Raw genomic sequence first — 18,781 nt, 5'->3', positions numbered from 1 at the left:
GGTCAGGTCGCGCGTGGTCCGGGGCCGATCTTGGAGAGCGCTCTCCGGCGCGGGCCGAAAAAAGGCCCCGGACGTGGGGGTGCGCGAGGTGCCCGCTACGGCAGCCGGTAGTTCCCGTCGAGCACCGCGCCCTTGTCGGGGTGGTTCTCGTCGTATCCGTGCGGGTCGCACTGGAGGCCGCCCTTGACGCAGTGGGTGACCATCGCGTCGAGCGTGGCGGTGTCCCAGCCGTTCATGAAGTCGTAGTGGAACGAGTAGCCCGCTCCGCTCGCCAGCCTCACCTGTGACATGTCGCCGTTGACCGGCCAGGCCATCTTGAACTCGATCATCGGCAGCGCGACCGGGTGGTCGGCCGGGCAGGAGTTGTAGTTGTTGCCCGAAGCCACCGGGTAGGCCATGTGGCTCGTGTGGTCCGGCGTGTCCAGGTGGATGCCGTCCCAGCAACTCGGCGCCTGGAGGCGCAGGTTGAGCTGCACGTCCCGGCGGTCGGGGCAAGTGGCGGGGAAGTTGTAGTTCTTGAAGGAGTCACCGCACTCCCAGCCTTCGACGGTGCCCTTGAGGTTCTTGAACTCCTCCTGGCTCTGCATCGGGCTGCCGACGACGTACCGCAGGCCCTTGGGGAAGGGGCGGACGCTGGTGTAGTCGGTGACACCCGACTTGTAGTAGATGGTCTGGACGCCGTCCGGGAGGATCTTCGTGTCCCCCTTGAACAAGCTCGGCATCCAGTAGCCCGACTTGTCACCGGGCGCCAGGCACGTGGTGTTCCCGGACTCCAGCGAGGCGGCGGTGGTGTAGGCGTCGGTCGTGGTGTTGCCCATGAACGTGTGGTCGTGCGACTTGCCCGGCCGGCCCGGGTAGACGATCGGGTCGTCCGGCGCGGTGTGCGTGGGGGCGCACTTGGCCTGGAACTCGTGGAAGTACGCCTGCGGCGGGACCGCCGTCGAGGGCACGACCCCGGCGACCGGCGGGTCGGCCATGATGTAGCCGTCCCCGTCCGGGTCGTCGCCCGACGCCTGGGTGGACGCCGGCATCCCGGGCATCCCCGGCATGGAGTACGCGGCGTGCTCCGCGTGCGCGGAGGCGGCCGATGCGGCCGTTTCGGTGGATGCGTTCGCCGTCGCCGCGATCCCGGCGATGCCCGCCGTGGTCAGGCTGAGCGAGGTGAACAAGAGCAGTCCGGTGAGGGTTCTGGACCTCCGTGGCATGGAGAGACCTCCTGCTGCGTCGTGGGGGAGTGTGGGGTGGGAGAGCGTGGGATCGGGGAACTGCGGGAGAACTCCGAGGTTCTGGGAGAGCGCTCTCCCGCAGTGGAGTGTTCCGCTCCTGACAAGAGCGTGTCAATACTTCGCGTCATCACTTCATGAGTCCTCCGCGTCCGTTACGGGGATGCCGAGCGCCTCCAGGAAGGCCGTCGCGGCGGGCGTGCGGCCGGACCGGCTCCAGACGACGTGCTGGACGCGGACCGGTGCGTCGGAGACCTCGATCGCGATGACACCGGTCAGCCGCACGGCGTACGCGGGCGGCAGCATCGCCACCGCGAGGCCGGGGCCGACCAGGCCGGCGATGTAGTCGGCGGTGCTGACCTCGAAGGCGACGTCCCGGACGAGCCCGGCGGCCGTGAACGCCAGGTCCGTCTGGGCGCGGCCGGCCGTGCCCGCCGGGAAGTCCACGAACACCTCCGAGGCGAGGCGGCGCAGGTCTACCGAGGGCGCCCCGGCCAGCGGATGGTCCGGCGCGACCACGGCGACGAGCCGGTCGCGGGCGAGTTCGTGGCGGCCGACGCCCCGGGGCTCGGCGGTCGCGGGCAGCCCGAGGAAGGCCACGTCGAGCGCCCCCTCGCGGACCTGCTCGGTGAGTTCGTCGCTGGCGCCCACCCGGAGGCCGACGCGCACCTGGGGATGGCGGAGGCGGAAGTCGCGCAGGGCGGCCGGGATGTCGACGGCGGTGACCGTCGGGATCAGGCCGACCGCGAGCCGCCCGCGCACCTCGCCGACCGCCGCCGCGACCTCGGCGGCGGCGCGTTCGGCGGCCTCCAGGCACTGGCGGGCGGCTGGCAGGAACGCCTCGCCGGCCGGAGTGAGCCGCACCCGGCGGGTGGTGCGCTCGAAGAGGCGGGCGCCCAACTCCCTTTCCAGTCGGGCGATCTGGTGGCTGAGGGCGGACTGCACGACCAGGCACCGCTCGGCGGCCCGGGTGAAGCTGTTGGTTTCGGCCACGGCAATCACGTAACGCATCTGCTGGAGCTCCATGGCTGCATCGTTCATCCATCGCGGTTCGAGATCAATGACGTGACAAGCATGTGTTGGACTCATCAATGGGTCCGGCACAAGACTTCGGTCCATGACAAGCCGACCCACGCGGGGGGCTGCCGGGGCGTTGCCCCGTACCGCCCTGACCGCGCTCGCCCCGGCGGTGTGGGGCACCACGTACATCGTCACGACGGAGTTCCTGCCGGCCGGGCACCCGCTGTTCGCCGGCTTCCTGCGCGCCCTGCCCGCCGGGCTGATCGCCCTCGCCGTCACCCGCACGCTGCCGCGCGGGGCCTGGTGGGGGAAGGCGGCGGTGCTCGGCGTGCTCAACATCGGGCTCTTCCTGCCGTTGCTGTTCATCGCGGCGGAACGGCTGCCGGGCGGTGTCGCCGCCACGCTGGGCGCCGCGCAACCGCTCGTCGTCGCCGTCCTCGCGGTGGCCGTCCTGCGCCAACCACTGGCCGCGAGGCCCCTGCTGTGGGGCGCTACGGGGGTGCTCGGCGTCGGCCTGGTGGTGATCGGGCCCGGGGCGCAGCTCGACGGGGCCGGGGTGGCGGCCGGGCTCGCCGGGGCGGCCACGATGGGCCTCGGCGTGACGCTCACCAAGCGGTGGGGCCGCCCCGAAGGGGTCAGCCCCCTCGCCTTCACCGGCTGGCAGCTCACCGCCGGGGGCCTCTTCCTGGCGCCGCTGACCTTCCTCGGGGAGGGCGCGCCACCCGCGATCGACGGGCGGGCCGCGCTCGGCTACCTCTGGCTGGGGCTGATCGGCGGGCTGCTCACCTACGCCCTGTGGTTCCGGGGGATCGGCGCGCTGCCGGTGACCTCGGTCGCCGTCCTCGGACTGCTCTCGCCGCTCGTCGCGGCGAGCCTGGGCGCGCTCCTCCTCGGCCAGACGCTCGGCCCGGTCCAGCTCGTCGGGTTCGCGCTCGCCCTCGCCTCGATCGTCGTGGGCCAGCTCCCCGCCCCCTCCCGTACCCCCTCAGCCCCTCCAACTCCCGTACCGGAAAGGACTTCTCGATGAGGATCGCCGTCATCGGAGCCGCAGGCATGGCCGGCTCCCGCGTGGTCACCGAAGCCGCGAACCGGGGCCACGCGGTCCTCGCGGTGTATCGCCGCAACCGGCCGGACGCCCTGTCGCCCGGCGTCACCGCGACCGAGGGTGACGCGGACGACCCCGACGCCATGGCCGCCCTGTTCGACGGCGTGGACGCGGTCGTGGCGGCGACCCGGCCCACCGCCGGGCACGAGCACACGATCGCGGCGACCACGACGTCCCTGCTCGACGCGGCGGCCAGGACCGGGACGCGCATCCTCGTCGTCGGCGGCGCCGGCCCCCTGACGGCCCCCGGCCACCCCGCACGCCTCGTGCTCGACAGCCCGGAGTACGTACCGCCGCAGTGGCGCGCGGTCGCCGCCGCCAGCTCCGCGCAACTGGACGCCTGCCGCGCGCACCCGGCCGACTGGGTCTACCTCAGCCCGCCCGCCGTACTGGAACCGGGCACCCGCACCGGCACGTACCGCCGCGGCACCACCACCCTCCTCACCGCACCCGACGGCACCTCCCGGATATCGGCGGAGGACCTCGCGGTGGCGGTGGCCGACGAGCTCGAAGTGCCGTATGGGGGTCGGCACTTCACGGTCGGCTACTGAGGGCCCGGGGCCCGCAGTGCGGCGGCGATCATGTCGTGGACCAGGAAGTCCCCCGAGGCACAGTTCTCCTTGAACCGGGCCAGGTCCTCCGGCCCGAACCAGTCGTACGCGGTGTTCTCGGACCACTCTTCTGTGCGAAGGCGCGGCCCCGCCGGTCGCGGATCACCGCGCCGACGGCCCAGGTCTCGCCGTCGGCGGGCCGCGGTACGCCGACGCCGGGGTCGACGTGGAGGCCCGGACGGGGCTCAGGTGCCGTCACGGCCGCACTCCCGGAACGCGGCTTCGCCGCCCCGTCACGGGCCCGCGCGCAGGACCTCCGCGACGACCGGGCCCGCCGCGTCGCCGCCGTGGCCGCCGGACTGGACCAGCGCGGCGGCCGCCAGGTCGTTGCTGAAGCCGGTGAACCAGCTGTCGGACGTGGCGTGCCCGTCGACCTCCGCCGAGCCCGTCTTGGCGCCCTTGTCACCGCCCACGCCCGCCATGGCCTGGGTGGCGGTGCCCTCGCCGCTGGTCGCGGTGTAGCGCAGCATGTCCTTCAGCTGGGACGAGACCCCGGGCGGCAGCGGGCTCGCGGTGGCGAAGGTGCGGTTGTCGAGGTCCTTCGGGACGATGTAGGGCTGAAGGAACTGGCCCCTGACCGCGGTCGCGGTGACGGAGGCCATGTTCAGCGGGTTCATCTGGACCTTGCCCTGGCCGATGTACGAGGCGGCGGTCTCGGCGCCGGCGGACTCCGGCACCTTGCCGTCGACCGTCACCATGCCCGTCTGCCAGTTGAGGCCGATCCCGAAGTACTGCTTGGCCTCGATGCCGAGGGCGGTGTCCCGCTTGCCCTTCAGGGGCAGCACCGGCTTGATGAACGCGGTGTTGCAGGACCTGGCGAACGCCCGCTTCAGCGTGGGGTTGTCCATCATCGAGAAGTCGTCCAGGTTGTGGAAGACGACCCCCTCCCAGGGGACGGTGGACGGGCACTCGACGGGCGCGTTCGCGCTGCCGAGACCGTTCTGGATGATCATCGCGGCGGTGATGATCTTCATCGTCGAGCCGGGGGCCACCGCGCCGCTGCGGGCCGTTTCGAAGCCGGTCGGCGGGTTGTTGGCAATGGCCCGGATCGCACCGGTCGACGGCTCGACGGCCGCGACCGAAGCCTTCTCGAACTTCTTCACGCCCCGCTCGGCCGCCGCCTGGATCTTCCCGTCCAGCGTGGTCTGCACCCGGCCCGGCTTGCCCTTGACCAGCGTCAGCAGCGTCTTGTCCGCGCCGTCGGCGTTCGCGCTGTTGATCCAGGTCTCGATGCCGGCGGTGCCGCCGGCCTTCTCACCGTACTTCTGGCGCAGCTCCGCCAGGATGCCGCCCAGCGACGGGTACTTCTCGGTGGTGAGCACCTGGCCGTTGCGGTCGACGGCCTCGATCGCCGCGGACGACGCCTGGCCCGTCTCCAGCGACTCGCCCTTGGCGAGTTCCGGATGGATGACCGAGGGCTCCCAGTCGACCAGCGCGTGCCCGGTCGTCAGCCCGCGTACGACGGTCAGTTTCGAGGCGTACGACCAGGGCTTGGACGTGCCCCGGTACGAGACGGTCGCCTTCACGGTGTACGGGACGGTCGAGCCGGTCGCCGCCCCCGGAGTGATCACGGCCTTCGTGACGTGGGCCGATTCACTGAAGCCGGTCAGCGCGGGCTCGGCGTCGCCCTTGTTGTTGGTGAGTGCCGCCGCGACCGTCGCGTCGCCCTTCGCCCACGCGGCGAGGAACTTCTTCGACGTCTCGGCTATCTCCTTCTCGGTGACCGGGCCCGTCCTCACCTCGGACGAGTCGGCGGCGGTGCTCGTAGCGTCACCCGTGCCGTTCCCGAGCCCGTCCAGGACGTTGTACGCCCCGTACCCCACCCCGCCCAGCACGAGCGCGAACGCCCCGCCGACGATGCCTATCTTCGCTCCACTTCGCATTCCCTGCTGTCCCCATCCCCCGGAGCCTCCCTCTTGAACGCGTTCAAGAAGGCTGTGCCAGGCACCCTACGGCAGGGTAGTGACAAGGAACTCGGTTGTTATCGGAATGCGATACGGAGAGCGCGAAAGGGCGGGAACGGGCCGCTCAGATCCAGGTATCCAGCCACATCCGATCCCGCCAGGAATCCTCCGGAATGGGAGTTCCGGTGTACAGCGGCCAGAAATAGATGAAATTCCAGATGATGAGCAGAACCAGTACACCGGCCGCCACCGCCCCCAGTGTCCGGCGCCGTTCGCCCGAGGGATCGGGTTTTGCCAGGCCGAGTTCATAACGCGTCCCGGAGTTCGCCGCCGGGCCCAGCATCGCGCCGATCATCATCGTCACCGCGAGACACAGGAACGGCACGAAGACGACCGCGTAGAAAAGGAAGATGGTGCGTTCCTGGTACAGGAACCACGGCACCCAGCCCGCGGCCACCCCGCAGGCGATCGCGCCCGCCCGCCAGTCGCGGCGGAAGAACCAGCGCCACAGCACGTACGCCAGGGCGAAGCAGGCGGCCCACCACAGCAGCGGGGTGCCGATGGCCAGCACCTCGCGGGAGCACTTGCCGGTCGCCGACGCCGTGCAGCCGTTCTGCTCCTCGTAGAAGTACGAGACGGGCCGGCCCAGCACGATCCAGCTCCACGGATTGGACTGGTACGTGTGACCCGAGGTCAGGTTCACGTGGAAGTCGTAGACCTGGTTCTCGTAGTGCCACAGGCTGCGCAGCCAGTCCGGCAGCCAGGTCCAGCTGCCGCCCCTGCCGTCGGTCGCCGCCCAGTCCCGGTAATAGCCGTGCCGGTCCGGGTCGTCGCGGACGATCCAGCCCGTCCACGACGCGAGGTACGTGACGATCGCGACCGGCACCGTCGAGACGAACGCCGGGACCAGATCCCGCCGCAGCACCGCCGTGTACGGGCGCATGGCGCCGGCCGTGCGGCGCGCGCCCGCGTCCCACAACACCGTCATCAGGCCGAACGCCACCAGGATGTACAGCCCGTTCCACTTCGTGCCGAAGGCCAGGCCGAGCGAGATCCCGGCCGCGATCCGCCAGGGGCGCCAGCCGAGGCGCAGGTTCTCCGCGACCCCGGCGTCCGGGCGCAGCACGCCCTCCTCGTCCACCGGCAGCGCGGCCGCGAGCCGCCGCCTCGCCCAGTCGCGGTCGATCAGCAGGCAGCCGAACGCGGCCAGCACGAAGAACATCAGCACCAGGTCGAGCAGCGCGGTGCGGCTCATCACGAAGTGCAGCCCGTCCACCGCGAGCAGCGCGCCCGCCAGGCAGCCCAGGAACGTCGAGCGGAACAGCCGGCGGCCGATCCGGCACAGCATCAGCACCGACAGCGTGCCGAGCACCGCCACCATGAACCGCCAGCCGAACGGCGTGAACCCGAACATCTGCTCACCGAGGCCGATGATCCACTTGCCGACCGGCGGGTGCACCACATAGCCCGGGTCCGTCGGCACGGACACCTGCGAGGGGTCGTTCAGGATGAGCTTGTCGACGTCCTTGGGCCACGCGCCCTCGTACCCCTGGTTGATCAGCGCCCAGGAGTCCTTCGCGTAGTACGTCTCGTCGAATATCACCGCGTGCGGGCTGCCCAGCTTCCAGAAGCGCAGCACCCCCGCGACCGCCGCCACCAGGAGCGGGCCGCCCCACCCCGACCAGCGCACCAGCCGGTCCGCGAGCAGCGGCGGCACGCCGAGCACCGCCCACAGCTGGTTCCCGGGCCGCGTGTACGGCGGAATCAACCGCTCCCGCAGCCCGATTCCGGGGCGCGGGTAATGGCCGAAGCGGCGCAGTCGCTGCTGCCAGGAAGTCGGCTCCGGGCCGTGCTGCTCCCCGGCGTCTTGGCCCTGCCGGGCTTCGGGCGCTGTACTCGTCACCGCGCCATCGTAGGGAACACGGCTGTGGGAGGGATGCCGCCCGTGCTGGGAGGATGGGCGTTGTGACTGGAACGACTGGAACGCTCGTGCTCGCAGGGACCCCCATCGGCGACCTGGCGGACGCCCCGCCACGCCTCGCCGCCGAACTGGAGGCGGCCGACGTCATCGCCGCCGAGGACACCCGCAGGCTGCGCCGGCTGACCCAGGGGCTCGGCGTCCACACCACGGGGCGCGTCGTCTCCTACTTCGAGGGCAACGAGACCGCCCGTACGCCCGAACTGGTCGAGGCGCTGGCCGGCGGCGCCCGGGTCCTGCTGGTCACGGACGCCGGCATGCCGTCCGTCTCCGACCCCGGCTACCGGCTCGTCGCCGCCGCCGTCGAGCAGGACATCAAGGTCACCGCCGTGCCCGGCCCCTCCGCCGTGCTCACCGCGCTCGCCCTGTCCGCGCTGCCGGTCGACCGGTTCTGCTTCGAGGGCTTCCTGCCGCGCAAGGGCGGCGAACGCCTCTCCAAGCTCCGCGAGGTCGCCCGCGAGCCCCGCACGATGGTCTTCTTCGAGGCCCCGCACCGCCTGGACGACACCCTCGCCGCGATGGCCGAGGTCTTCGGCCCCGACCGGCGGGCCGCCGTCTGCCGCGAGCTGACCAAGACCTACGAGGAGGTCAAGCGCGGCCCCCTGGCCGACCTCGCCGCCTGGTCGGCCGCCGAGCAGGTGCGCGGCGAGATCACCGTCGTCGTCGAGGGCGCGGCCTCGGGCGGCGAGCAGCTGGACGCCGAGGAGCTGGTACGCAGGGTGCGGGTGCGCGAGGAGGCGGGGGAGCGGCGCAAGGAGGCCATCGCCGCCGTCGCCGCCGAGGCGGGGCTGCCCAAGCGCGAGGTGTTCGACGCCGTCGTCACGGCAAAGAATGCTGCTCGGACCGGCCACGCGGACGGCAAAGGACTATCGTGAAAAGCAAAGCGAGAGCCGCGTACCGGGCCGTTTCGCCACGACAAGGCCAAAACCGCTCCAACACTCGACAGGGCCCGGTGCGCTCCCGCCGGTAAAGGCGTCCACTGGATCCAGGGCGCATTCTCCGGAGTGCTTGTCCGGCGGACAAGAGGAGCAGGCATGAGCGACATCGCAGAAACCACCGTGCACGAGGCATATGCCTTCGCCTGCATGAGGTGCGGACACGGCTGGGAGCAGGCGTACGAGATAGAGCACCACGTCGACGCCTCCCAGCACGCCTACGTGGTCTACAAGGCGGACGGTGAGCGGGTGCCCTCCCCCCTCTCCACCCCCACCTGCGCCAACTGCGGCGGGCACGTCGTGCGGATCATGCGGGCCGGCCGGGTGTCGACCGTCCAGCAGCTCCTGCGCGACCGGAACCCCACCCAGGCGCCGGCGGGGCCGCTGCCCGCCGAGGAGCCGCGCGAGGAGCCCGTGGCCGCGACCGCCGTCCCGGCCTCCGGCCACCACTGGCACTTCTCCGACCTCCTGCACCCCTTCCGCAAGTGACCTCGTAGGGCGGCCCGCCGCGATCCTCGTACGATCGTGGCCATGAGCCGCACCGAAGCCCCGCCGCTGCCCGAACCCCTCCGGGTGCCGGTCGCCGATTCGCACACCCACCTGGACATGCAGGACGGCACCGTGGAGGAGGGCCTGGCCAGGGCCGCCGCGGTGAACGTGACGACCGTGGTCCAGGTGGGCTGCGACGTGAAGGGCTCCCGCTGGGCCGCAAAGACGGCCGCCGCCCATCCGAACGTGCACGCGGCGGTGGCCCTGCACCCCAACGAGGCGCCGCGCATCGTGCACGGCGACCCGGAGGGCTGGTCACGGCAGGGGGCCCGGGAGGCCGGCGGCAGCGCCGCGCTCCACGACGCCCTCGCCGAGATCGACGCGCTCGCCGCGCTGGACCACGTACGCGGGGTCGGCGAGACCGGCCTCGACTACTTCCGGACCGGGCCCGAGGGCATGGCCGCCCAGGAGGAGTCCTTCCGGGCCCACATCGAGATCGCCAAACGCCACGGCAAGGCGCTCGTCATCCACGACCGCGAGGCCCACGCCGACGTCCTGCGCGTCCTCGCGGAGGCGGGGGCGCCGGAGCGGACCGTCTTCCACTGCTACTCCGGCGACGCGGAGATGGCGCGGGTCTGCGCGCGGGCCGGGTACTTCATGTCGTTCGCCGGCAACGTGACCTTCAAGAACGCCCAGCCGTTGCGCGACGCGCTGGCGGTGGCGCCGGTGGAGCTCGTCCTCGTCGAGACCGACGCGCCCTTCCTGACCCCGGCACCGTTCCGGGGCCGCCCCAACGCCCCGTACCTGATCCCGGTCACGCTGCGGGCGATGGCGGCGGTGAAGGGGCTGGAGGAGGACGTGCTGGCGGCTGCGATCGCGGACAACACGGCGCGGGCGTTCGACTACTGAGTTACCCCGGTCCGGGGCAAGCAACGGCAGGCCCCCCGCCCCAAGGGCCGTACGCTGAGTACGTGAGCACCACAGAGCCCGACGCCCTTCTGGGCCCCGCAGACATCCGCGAGCTGGCCGCGACCCTGGGCGTACGTCCCACCAAGCAGCGCGGCCAGAACTTCGTCATCGACGCCAACACGGTCCGCCGGATCGTGCGGACGGCGGGGGTCCGGCCGGACGACGTGGTGGTCGAGGTCGGGCCGGGGCTCGGCTCGCTGACCCTCGCACTGCTGGAGGCGGCCGACCGCGTCGTCGCCGTCGAGATCGACGACGTGCTCGCCGCCGCCCTGCCCGCCACCGTCGCCGCCCGGATGCCCGACCGCGCCGACCGGTTCGCGCTGGTGCACTCGGACGCCATGCTCGTACGCGAACTGCCGGGCCCGCCGCCCACCGCGCTCGTCGCCAACCTGCCGTACAACGTCGCCGTGCCCGTCCTGCTCACCGTGCTGGACCGCTTCCCGAGCATCGAGCGGACCCTCGTCATGGTGCAGGCCGAGGTCGCCGACCGGCTGGCCGCCCGGCCGGGCAACAAGGTGTACGGCGTGCCATCCGTGAAGGCGAGCTGGTACACCGACGTCAAGCGCGCCGGGTCCATCGGCCGCAAGGTGTTCTGGCCGGCGCCGAACGTCGACTCCGGGCTCGTCTCGCTGGTGCGGCGCACCGAACCCGTCGCGACGACGGCGAGCAAGCAAGAGGTCTTCGCGGTCGTGGACGCGGCGTTCGCGCAGCGCCGCAAGACGCTGCGCGCGGCCCTGGCCGGCTGGGCCGGCTCCGCACCGGCCGCCGAGGCCGCCCTGCTCGCGGCGGGCGTCTCGCCGCAGGCGCGCGGCGAGTCGCTGACGGTCGAGGAGTTCGCCGCCGTCGCCGAGAACAAGCCCGCCCAGAACACGTCCGGGAGCGCGGAATGAGTGTCACCGTACGGGTCCCCGCCAAGGTCAACGTCCAACTCGCGGTCGGTGCCGCGCGCCCCGACGGCTTCCACGACCTGGCGAACGTCTTCCTCGCCGTCGGCCTGTACGACGAGGTCACCGTGACGCCCGCCGAAACGCTGCGGATCACCTGCGCGGGGCCGGACGCGGGGCAGGTTCCGCTGGACGCGTCCAACCTGGCGGCGCGGGCCGCGACCGCCCTCGCCGCGCGGTACGGCATCGCGCCGGACGTGCACATCCACATCGACAAGGACATCCCCGTCGCGGGCGGCATGGCGGGCGGCAGCGCGGACGGGGCCGGCGCCCTGCTGGCCTGCGACGCGCTGTGGTCGACGGGCGCGAGCCGCGATGAGCTGCTCGGGATCTGCGCCGAGCTGGGCAGCGACGTGCCGTTCAGCCTGACCGGCGGCGCGGCGCTCGGCACCGGGCGCGGGGAGCGGCTGACCCCGGTCGAGGTGGGCGGCGCGTTCCACTGGGTGTTCGCGGTCGCCGACGGCGGGCTGTCCACGCCCGCGGTCTACCGCGAGTTCGACCGGCTGACGGCCGGGACCCGGGTCCCCGAGCCCGTCGCGTCGGACGCGCTCCTGGACGCGCTGCGCACCGGCGACGCGAAGGCCCTGGCCGGTGCGGTGAGCAACGACCTCCAGGCCCCCGCCCTCTCGCTGCGCCCGTCGCTGGCGGACACCCTGGCGGCGGGCACCGGGGCGGGCGCCCTGGCCGCGCTGGTCTCCGGCTCGGGGCCGACCACCGCGTTCCTCACCGAGGACGAGGCGACGGCCCGCGAGGTCGCCGCCGCGCTGACCGCGTCGGGCACCTGCCGCACCGCCCGCACGGCGGCCTCCCCGGCACCGGGCGCGACGGTCCTGTAGGCGGTCAGCCCACCCGTACCGTCCGCTTCGCCAGTTCGTACGCCGGCAGCATGTCCTTGTGCTCGGCCGAGTCCAGGCCGCCCAGGTGGACCACGACCGGGCCCTCGGGCGTCGAAAGGGCGAAGGCGTGGGTGAGGCGCGGACCCTCCATGAGCACGCTGTGGAACGTGTAGGTCACCTCGGTCATGGCCTGCTTGCCCGTCGTGACCTGCGCGTACGTGACCTTGGACGTGTTCTCTTCGTCCTTGACGAAGCCCTCCAGCGTCTCGCGCGGCGAGGCGTCCTTGTCCTTCCCCTGCCACACCCGCAGGAACCCGATGTGCCCGGCCGGCTTGGCGTCGATCTCGCAGATCACGGTGACCGGGCCCTGCGTGGTGAAGTCGCCCAGTTCCGAGTCCGGGTCGACCGGCAAGACGGCTGCCGGCTTCCAGTCCTTCGCCAGCTCGAACGTCACCGGCAGCTCGCAGCCGGAACCGGAGGCCCCGACCGTGGCGCCCTCGGCCGCGGTCTTCGCGGCCGGCGCCCCGGCGGACTTCTCCGCCTTCGCTCCGCCGTCGGTGTCCGGCCCGGACGAGCAGCCGGTCAGCGCGGCCGCGGCCAGCAGTGCGGGCACCAGCCCGCGAACGGTACGACGCGTCATGAACATCCCCACCCCTTGATCGTTTGCGCGCAACGTACACCGGGCCGGGCGGGCGCTCGTACCGAGGCCCGCGCGGCGGCGACTACGCTGAAGGTCTGAGTCTTCCTTCGAGCTGGAGCGTTCGTGGCCGTCAATCTCGTCAATGTCGAGCAGGTCAGCAAGGTGTACGGCACCCGTGCCCTGCTCGACGGTGTGTCCCTCGGCGTCTCCGAGGGCGACCGGATCGGTGTCGTCGGCCGCAACGGCGACGGCAAGACGACCCTGATCCGGATGCTGGCCCGGTTGGAGGAGGCGGACACCGGCCGCGTCACGCACAGCGGCGGACTGCGCCTGGGCGTGCTGACCCAGCACGACTCCCTCGACCCGCAGGCCACGGTCCGCCACGAGGTCATCGGAGACCTCGCCGACCACGAGTGGGCGGGCAGCGCCAAGATCCGCGACGTGCTCACCGGCCTCTTCGGCGGGCTGGACCTGCCCGGCTTCGAGCACGGCCTGGACACCGTCATCGCCCCGCTCTCCGGCGGTGAGCGCCGCCGGATCGCCCTGGCCAAGCTCCTGATCGCCGAGCAGGACCTGATCGTCCTCGACGAGCCGACCAACCACCTGGACGTCGAGGGCATCTCCTGGCTCGCCGGCCATCTGCGGGCCCGCCGCTCGGCGCTGGTCTGCGTCACGCACGACCGCTGGTTCCTGGACCAGGTCTGCACCCGCATGTGGGACGTCCAGCGGGGCACGGTCCACGAGTACGAGGGCGGCTACAGCGACTACGTGTTCGCCCGGGCCGAGCGGGAGCGGATCGCCGCGACCGAGGAGACCAAGCGGCAGAACCTGATGCGCAAGGAGCTGGCCTGGCTGCGGCGCGGCGCCCCCGCCCGCACCTCCAAGCCGCGCTACCGCATCGAGGCGGCCAACGAGCTGATCGCCGACGTGCCGCCGCCGCGCGACACCAGCGAGCTGATGAAGTTCGCCAACGCCCGGCTCGGCAAGACGGTCTTCGAGCTGGAGGACGTGACCGTCCAGGCGGGCCCCAAGACCCTGCTCACGCACCTCACCTGGCAGCTCGGCCCCGGCGACCGGATCGGCCTCGTCGGGGTGAACGGCGCGGGCAAGACCTCGCTGCTGCGGGCGCTCGCGGAGGCGGCCCGTACCCAGGGCGACGAGCAGCCGGCCGCCGGGAAGATCGTCGTCGGCAAGACGGTCAGGCTCGCCTACCTCTCCCAGGAGGTCCACGAGCTGAACCCGAACCTGCGGGTGCTGGAAGCCGTCCAGCAGGTCCGCGACCGGGTGGACCTCGGCAAGGGGCGGGAGATGACCGCCGGGCAGCTCTGCGAGAAGTTCGGCTTCACCAAGGAGAAGCAGTGGACGCCGGTCGGTGACCTCTCCGGTGGTGAGCGGCGCCGGCTCCAGATCCTGCGCCTGCTGATGGACGAGCCCAACGTCCTGTTCCTCGACGAGCCGACCAACGACCTCGACATCGAGACCCTGACCCAGCTGGAGGACCTGCTCGACGGCTGGCCCGGCTCCATGATCGTGATCTCCCACGACCGGTTCTTCATCGAGCGCACCACGGACCGCGTGATGGCCCTGCTCGGCGACAAGTCGCTGCGGATGCTGCCGCGCGGCATCGACGAGTACCTGGAGCGCAGGCAGCGCCAGGCCGAGACGGCGGTGCCCGCCGCGCCTGCCGCGCCCCGCGCGCAGACGGCCCAGGCCCCGGCTCCGGCGGTCTCCGCGCAGGCGTCCCGCGCGGCCAAGAAGGAGCTGCAGAAGGTCGAGCGGCAGCTCGACAAGATGTCGACCCGCGAGACGACCCTGCACGCCCAGATCGCCGAGCACGCCACCGACTTCGAGAAGGTCGCGAAGCTCGACGCCGAACTGCGTGAACTGGTCGCGGAGCGCGATGTGTTGGAGATGCGCTGGCTCGAACTGGCCGAGGACGCCTGAGCGCTGAACCATTCGCCGTCGCAACTGTGCTGTGACGGGTGTGACTGCTGGGGCCTGTGAGGCGGGTGGTAGAAAGAAGCCTTGCCCGGTGCGGCGTACGACCACGCCGCTTCACAGGTGACAACGGAACAGGGGGACGGGCCGATGAGCCAGCCGCCCGGACAGCAGCCGCCGCCGCAGGGCGGGTTCGGAGCACCGTACGACCCGCAGGCCGGCCCGGGGGCCGGCACCGGAGGGCCCGGTCCCTCCCCGCAGCCGGCCGGCCCGTACGACGCCCCCGCCCAGCCGGCCGGCCCGTACGGACAGCCCCCGCAGCCGGCCGGCCCGTACGGACAGCCCCCGCAGCCGGCAGGCCCGTACGGACAGCCCCCGCAGCCGCAGCCGGGTTACGGCTACCCGCCCCAGCCGGGCCCGTACGGGCAGCAGCCCCCGCAGCCGCCCACCCAGCCCGGCTACGGCCACCCGCCCCAGGGCTACGGCTACCCGCCCCAGGGCTACGGCCACCCGCAGCCGGGGGCCGGGCAGCTTCCCCCGCACCAGACGCCGACCCAGCAGTACGGCGCGCCGCCGGGCGGGCCGCAGGGCGGGGGCGGTCGGTTCCGGAGCGGGACCGCGAAGATCGTCGGTGCCGTGCTCGCCGTGGCGCTCGTGGCCGGCGTCGGAATATGGTTCGCCGTCGGCGGGGACGGCGGCGGCAAGGAGCCCGTGGCGGCCCCGACCCACTCCGGCAAGCCCACGGCCTCGCCGTCGCCGACCGGGAGCAAGGCCATCGGGAAGCCGGTGGTCAGCCCCGAGGAGGAGACGCGCACCATCAACGCCGGTGCCAAGCCCGGCGAGGCGAAGGTCCTCTGGCTGCAGAAGGGCGGCGTGGACCTGCCGCCCAACGGCGCCGACGTGTTCGGGCCCTGGTTCGCCGGGGACACCGTCGTGAAGGCCATGTTCTACACCGTCTCCGGCTACTCGGTCTCCGACGGCACCCTCCGGTGGAGCTTCCGGCTCCCCGCCCAGGTGTGCGCGGCGCCCTCGCAGCCCACCGCCGACGGCAAGATGGTCCTGGCGATCAAGCACGACACCGCGAACGACGCCTCCTGCGACACGTTGCAGATGATCGACCTCAGGACGGGCAAGCCGGGCTGGCGCAAGGCGTTCGTGCGCAAGGGCGTCTGGGACGAGCTGTCCAACCTCTCGATGTCCATCAACGCCGGCACCGTGACCGTGGGCCGCGCCAGCAGGTCCGAGGGGTTCCGGGTCAGCGACGGCAAGCAGATCTTCCGCGGGCAGCCCGGCAAGTGCCAGCCGTACGGCTTCGCCAGCGGGCCCGTGGCCATCGCCGCGACGAGCTGCCTGAACGACGAGTACGACTACAAGGACCAGCAGGTGCAGCGGATCGACCCCGCCACCGGCAAGGTCCTGTGGACGTACAAGCTCAAGAAGAACTGGGAGGTCTCGCAGTTCTACTCGATCAGCCCGCTCGTCGTCTCGCTGAAGCAGCCGGACAAGTGGGGCATCCTGGTGCTCAACGACGACGGCACCTACCGCAGCCAGCTCTCCGGCGGGCCCGGCGACTACGAGCCCAAGTGCGACGCGGAACTGCTGTCGGTCAGCAAGAATCTGGACAACTGCATGGGCGTGGCCGCCGACGCGAACACCTTCTACATGGGCACCAAGACCGGCATGGGGACCGAACACAGCAACAAGATCGTCGCCTTCGACCTGACGACCGGGAAGTACCGCTGGTCGGCCGACTCGCCTCAGGGGCAGACGGCCATCCCGCTGCGCGTCGAGAACGGCAAGCTGCTGATGTACGTCAACCCGACCCTGAAGAAGGGCGGCGGCATCGCCTCCCTCCCGCTCACCGGCGGCACCTCGCAGATCGTCCTGCGGCACCCCGCGTCGGGCGCCGAAATGGAGCTCGGCCTGATCGGGCCGCGCATCGCGTACGTGGGCGGACGCACCGTCCTGATGCAGGCGAGGCTCAGCGGCATCACCGGGGACGAAGAGGTGGACGCGCGGTCCATGGTGGTCTTCGGGAACTGACGGTCCGGAGCATCACGGCTCCATCACGGCCCGGTCCTCCCTTGGGAACAGGGGCGGACCGAACCGGGAGCGGGCCTGGGGCGGGTGGTACAAAGAAGTCCCGCTCGACTGACGTAACACTGCGGGATCCATGCCCGATTCGCTCCATTTCGCCGTGGTCCAGGGGGTCTTGACCGACTCGTGGAGCGCCGGCGGGATCGCGGGGGAGTCCGGAACGGGCACCGGACCGCACGAAGGGGGACGCGCTGATGACCCAGCCGCCCGGACAGCAACCGCCGCAGGGAGGCTTCGGCGCTCCGCAGGAGCCGCCGCACGGGGTACCGCAGCCGCCCCAGGGCCCGCCGCAGACGCCTCCGCCGCCCGCCCAGCCGCCCCAGGCCCCGGCCGCTCCGCCGACCCCGCCGCCCGCGCAGCCGGGCTACGGCTACCCGCAGCAGCCCGGCCCGTACGACAAGCCGCAGCAGCCGGGGCCGTACGGTCAGCAGCCCGGGCCCTACGGCCAGCCGCAGCAGCCCGGTCCTTACGGACAGCCGCAGCCCGGCCCGTACGGGCAGCAGCCGGGTCCGTACGGCCAGCAGCCGCAGCCCGGTTACGGCTTCCCGCCGCAGCAGTACCCCGGCGCCCCCGTGCCCCCCGGCCCGGGCGGTTCGGGCGGCGGCCCGTTCAAGGGCAAGCCCGCCGCGATCATCGCCGCCGCGGTCGCCGCGCTCCTGGTCATCGGCGGCGGCGTCTACTTCGCGACGAGCGGGGGCGACGACGACGACAACAAGCCCGTCGCGAAGAAGAGCGAAGAGGTCCAGAAGCCGTCCGGCTCGCCCTCCGTGGACGAGGGCGACGGCAACGGCACCGGGCGGGAGGACGACGACCTCAACAGCGGCCGCAAGGACGGCGAGGCGAAGGTCCTCTGGCTGCAGAAGAACGACGTCGACCTGCCGCGCAACGGCGCGGACGTGTACGGGCCGTGGATCGTCGGCGACACCATCGTCAAGGGCATGTACCGCACGGTGTCCGGTTACTCGGTGGCCGACGGCACGCAGAAGTGGACGCTGAAGCTGTCCACGGACATCTGCTCCGCACCCGAGCAGACGACCTCGGACGGCAAGATCGTCATAGCGGTCAAGAACGGCACCACCGAGAAGGCCGACTGCTCGGACCTCCAGCTGATCGACCTCAACACGGGGAAGGCGGGGTGGAAGAAGGAGGTCAAGAAGAGCGGGCTCTTCGACATGATGTCGGACCTCTCGATGGCCATCAGCGGCGACACCGTGACGGCCGGCCGCACCGGCGCCTCCAACGCCTACCGGGTCAGCGACGGCAAGGAGCTGTTCGGCAAGCGGAGCGGCACCTGCCAGCCGTTCGCCTTCGCCGGCGGCGCCAAGCTCATCGCCGCGACCAACTGCCGCACCGGCGATGCCGACAACCCGCAGCACGAGATCGAGGAGATCGATCCCACCACCGGCAAGCCCAAGTGGACCTACAAGCCGGCCCGCGGCTGGGAGGTCGACAAGGTCTACTCGGTGAGCCCGCTCATCGTCTCGCTCACCAAGGGCAGCAGCAGCGACGACAAGAAGTGGAGCATCCTCGCCCTGCGCGAGAACGGCACGCTCCGCTCCCAGCTGGTCGGTGACAAGGACGACAAGTTCGCCCCCGAGTGCGGTGGCCGCTTCACCATCTTCGGCCAGCGGCTCGACGGCTGCACCGGCGTCGCGGCCGACGCCAACACCTTCTACATGGCCACCCAGGACGACACCAGCGGCTCCGCCCGCACCAACCAGGTCGTCGCCTTCAACCTGAACACCGGCAAGCCGAAGTGGAAGGCGAAGGCCCCGGCCGAGCACACCATGAAGCCGCTGCGCATGGAGGGCGGCGACGTCCTGCTCTACGTGGAAGGGGGCTACGGCAAGGGCGGTGGCATCGCCACCCTCTCCCCGGCCGGCGGCAGCCCGAAGGCGGTGCTCCAGCACCCGGACTCCACCTCGTCGATCGAGAGCTCGTTCTACAACCCGAAGATCGTCTACGCGGGCGGCCGTTCGTTCATCGCGAGCGGGCGGGTCAGCGCGAGCAACGACAAGGAAGAGCTGGAGACGAAGACCATGATGGCCTTCGGCAACTGACGGCTCACCGCGGCATCCGCACCCGGCCGGCC

Annotated in this window: 15 protein-coding genes; 10 read left to right on the top strand and 5 right to left on the bottom strand. The window is 71.9% G+C overall.

The window, feature by feature from the left end; translation table 11 throughout:
* Positions 1-95 precede the first annotated feature (95 nt).
* Positions 96-1,205 (bottom strand): DUF1996 domain-containing protein, encoded by a 1,110-nt coding sequence (locus E6R18_RS09130; RefSeq protein WP_168712307.1) that lies wholly within the window; start codon positions 1,203-1,205, stop codon positions 96-98.
* A gap of 153 nt (positions 1,206-1,358) precedes the next feature.
* Positions 1,359-2,249 carry a LysR family transcriptional regulator gene (locus tag E6R18_RS09125; protein WP_136316352.1) on the bottom strand — a complete coding sequence of 297 codons (891 nt, stop codon included), beginning with the start codon at positions 2,247-2,249 and terminating at the stop codon, positions 1,359-1,361.
* Positions 2,250-2,340: 91 nt separating this feature from the next.
* Between E6R18_RS09125 and E6R18_RS09120 the strand changes: the two genes are divergently transcribed.
* Together E6R18_RS09120 and E6R18_RS09115 are read left to right on the top strand one after the other, a co-directional pair.
* Positions 2,341-3,270, top strand: coding sequence for an EamA family transporter (locus tag E6R18_RS09120; RefSeq protein WP_136316351.1), 930 nt, complete (start codon positions 2,341-2,343; stop codon positions 3,268-3,270).
* Positions 3,267-3,899: an NAD(P)H-binding protein gene (locus E6R18_RS09115; protein ID WP_136316350.1), complete on the top strand. Its 633-nt coding sequence runs from the start codon at positions 3,267-3,269 to the stop codon at positions 3,897-3,899. Before E6R18_RS09120 ends, E6R18_RS09115 begins: the two co-directional genes overlap by 4 nt.
* Positions 3,900-4,192: 293 nt before the next feature.
* On the opposite strand, the gene E6R18_RS09105 is transcribed toward E6R18_RS09115, so the two are convergent.
* Both E6R18_RS09105 and E6R18_RS09100 read right to left on the bottom strand, forming a co-directional pair.
* Complete coding sequence (locus E6R18_RS09105) at positions 4,193-5,842, bottom strand: penicillin-binding transpeptidase domain-containing protein (protein WP_136316349.1); 1,650 nt, start codon at positions 5,840-5,842, stop codon at positions 4,193-4,195.
* A gap of 145 nt (positions 5,843-5,987) precedes the next feature.
* Positions 5,988-7,766 (bottom strand): phospholipid carrier-dependent glycosyltransferase, encoded by a 1,779-nt coding sequence (locus tag E6R18_RS09100; RefSeq protein WP_136316348.1) that lies wholly within the window; start codon positions 7,764-7,766, stop codon positions 5,988-5,990.
* Between the two features lie 53 nt (positions 7,767-7,819).
* On the opposite strand from E6R18_RS09100, the gene rsmI reads away from it, so the two are divergent.
* From rsmI to E6R18_RS09075, 5 genes are all read left to right on the top strand, one after another.
* Complete coding sequence (rsmI, locus tag E6R18_RS09095; RefSeq protein WP_136316347.1) at positions 7,820-8,716, top strand: 16S rRNA (cytidine(1402)-2'-O)-methyltransferase; 897 nt, start codon at positions 7,820-7,822, stop codon at positions 8,714-8,716.
* Between the two features lie 159 nt (positions 8,717-8,875).
* Positions 8,876-9,265, top strand: coding sequence for a hypothetical protein (locus E6R18_RS09090; protein WP_136316346.1), 390 nt, complete (start codon positions 8,876-8,878; stop codon positions 9,263-9,265).
* A gap of 42 nt (positions 9,266-9,307) precedes the next feature.
* The gene (locus E6R18_RS09085) at positions 9,308-10,174 is read left to right on the top strand and encodes a TatD family hydrolase (RefSeq protein WP_136316345.1); all 867 of its coding nucleotides are present in this window, start codon (positions 9,308-9,310) and stop codon (positions 10,172-10,174) included.
* 62 nt (positions 10,175-10,236) lie between these two features.
* Positions 10,237-11,124 carry a 16S rRNA (adenine(1518)-N(6)/adenine(1519)-N(6))-dimethyltransferase RsmA gene (gene rsmA / locus E6R18_RS09080; RefSeq protein WP_136316344.1) on the top strand — a complete coding sequence of 296 codons (888 nt, stop codon included), beginning with the start codon at positions 10,237-10,239 and terminating at the stop codon, positions 11,122-11,124.
* Positions 11,121-12,014 (top strand): 4-(cytidine 5'-diphospho)-2-C-methyl-D-erythritol kinase, encoded by an 894-nt coding sequence (locus E6R18_RS09075; protein ID WP_136316343.1) that lies wholly within the window; start codon positions 11,121-11,123, stop codon positions 12,012-12,014. The genes rsmA and E6R18_RS09075 overlap by 4 nt, the downstream gene beginning before the upstream one ends.
* Positions 12,015-12,018: 4 nt before the next feature.
* Here E6R18_RS09075 and E6R18_RS09070 read toward each other — a convergent pair whose 3' ends face one another.
* Positions 12,019-12,654 (bottom strand): lipoprotein, encoded by a 636-nt coding sequence (locus tag E6R18_RS09070; RefSeq protein WP_346764979.1) that lies wholly within the window; start codon positions 12,652-12,654, stop codon positions 12,019-12,021.
* Between the two features lie 123 nt (positions 12,655-12,777).
* On the opposite strand from E6R18_RS09070, the gene E6R18_RS09065 reads away from it, so the two are divergent.
* From E6R18_RS09065 to E6R18_RS09055, 3 genes are all read left to right on the top strand, one after another.
* A complete protein-coding gene (locus E6R18_RS09065; protein ID WP_136316341.1) occupies positions 12,778-14,598 on the top strand; it encodes an ABC-F family ATP-binding cassette domain-containing protein in 1,821 nt (606 codons plus the stop codon).
* Positions 14,599-14,742: 144 nt separating this feature from the next.
* Positions 14,743-16,635: a PQQ-binding-like beta-propeller repeat protein gene (locus E6R18_RS09060; RefSeq protein ID WP_136316340.1), complete on the top strand. Its 1,893-nt coding sequence runs from the start codon at positions 14,743-14,745 to the stop codon at positions 16,633-16,635.
* A gap of 248 nt (positions 16,636-16,883) precedes the next feature.
* A complete protein-coding gene (locus E6R18_RS09055) occupies positions 16,884-18,749 on the top strand; it encodes a PQQ-binding-like beta-propeller repeat protein (protein ID WP_136316339.1) in 1,866 nt (621 codons plus the stop codon).
* Positions 18,750-18,781: the final 32 nt, after the last annotated feature.

Origin of the sequence: Streptomyces sp. A1277 (genome assembly GCF_004795015.1) — a bacterium.
In the GTDB taxonomy this organism is placed as follows: Bacteria; Actinomycetota; Actinomycetes; order Streptomycetales; family Streptomycetaceae; genus Streptomyces.
The sequence above is the reverse complement of the archived record's forward strand: the minus strand, read 5'-3'. Positions and strand labels throughout refer to the sequence as shown.

What these genes read in the sequence shown, in the direction of transcription:
- rsmI (WP_136316347.1), top strand. Translation starts at nt 7,820, where the DNA reads ATGGGCGTTGTGACTGGAACGACTGGAACGCTCGTGCTCGCAGGGACC.
- E6R18_RS09090 (WP_136316346.1), top strand. Translation starts at nt 8,876, where the DNA reads ATGAGCGACATCGCAGAAACCACCGTGCACGAGGCATATGCCTTCGCC.
- E6R18_RS09070 (WP_346764979.1), bottom strand. Translation starts at nt 12,654, where the DNA reads ATGACGCGTCGTACCGTTCGCGGGCTGGTGCCCGCACTGCTGGCCGCG.
- E6R18_RS09115 (WP_136316350.1), top strand. Translation starts at nt 3,267, where the DNA reads ATGAGGATCGCCGTCATCGGAGCCGCAGGCATGGCCGGCTCCCGCGTG.
- E6R18_RS09060 (WP_136316340.1), top strand. Translation starts at nt 14,743, where the DNA reads ATGAGCCAGCCGCCCGGACAGCAGCCGCCGCCGCAGGGCGGGTTCGGA.
- E6R18_RS09120 (WP_136316351.1), top strand. Translation starts at nt 2,341, where the DNA reads ATGACAAGCCGACCCACGCGGGGGGCTGCCGGGGCGTTGCCCCGTACC.
- E6R18_RS09105 (WP_136316349.1), bottom strand. Translation starts at nt 5,842, where the DNA reads ATGCGAAGTGGAGCGAAGATAGGCATCGTCGGCGGGGCGTTCGCGCTC.
- E6R18_RS09075 (WP_136316343.1), top strand. Translation starts at nt 11,121, where the DNA reads ATGAGTGTCACCGTACGGGTCCCCGCCAAGGTCAACGTCCAACTCGCG.
- E6R18_RS09125 (WP_136316352.1), bottom strand. Translation starts at nt 2,249, where the DNA reads ATGGAGCTCCAGCAGATGCGTTACGTGATTGCCGTGGCCGAAACCAAC.
- E6R18_RS09085 (WP_136316345.1), top strand. Translation starts at nt 9,308, where the DNA reads ATGAGCCGCACCGAAGCCCCGCCGCTGCCCGAACCCCTCCGGGTGCCG.
- E6R18_RS09055 (WP_136316339.1), top strand. Translation starts at nt 16,884, where the DNA reads ATGACCCAGCCGCCCGGACAGCAACCGCCGCAGGGAGGCTTCGGCGCT.
- E6R18_RS09130 (WP_168712307.1), bottom strand. Translation starts at nt 1,205, where the DNA reads ATGCCACGGAGGTCCAGAACCCTCACCGGACTGCTCTTGTTCACCTCG.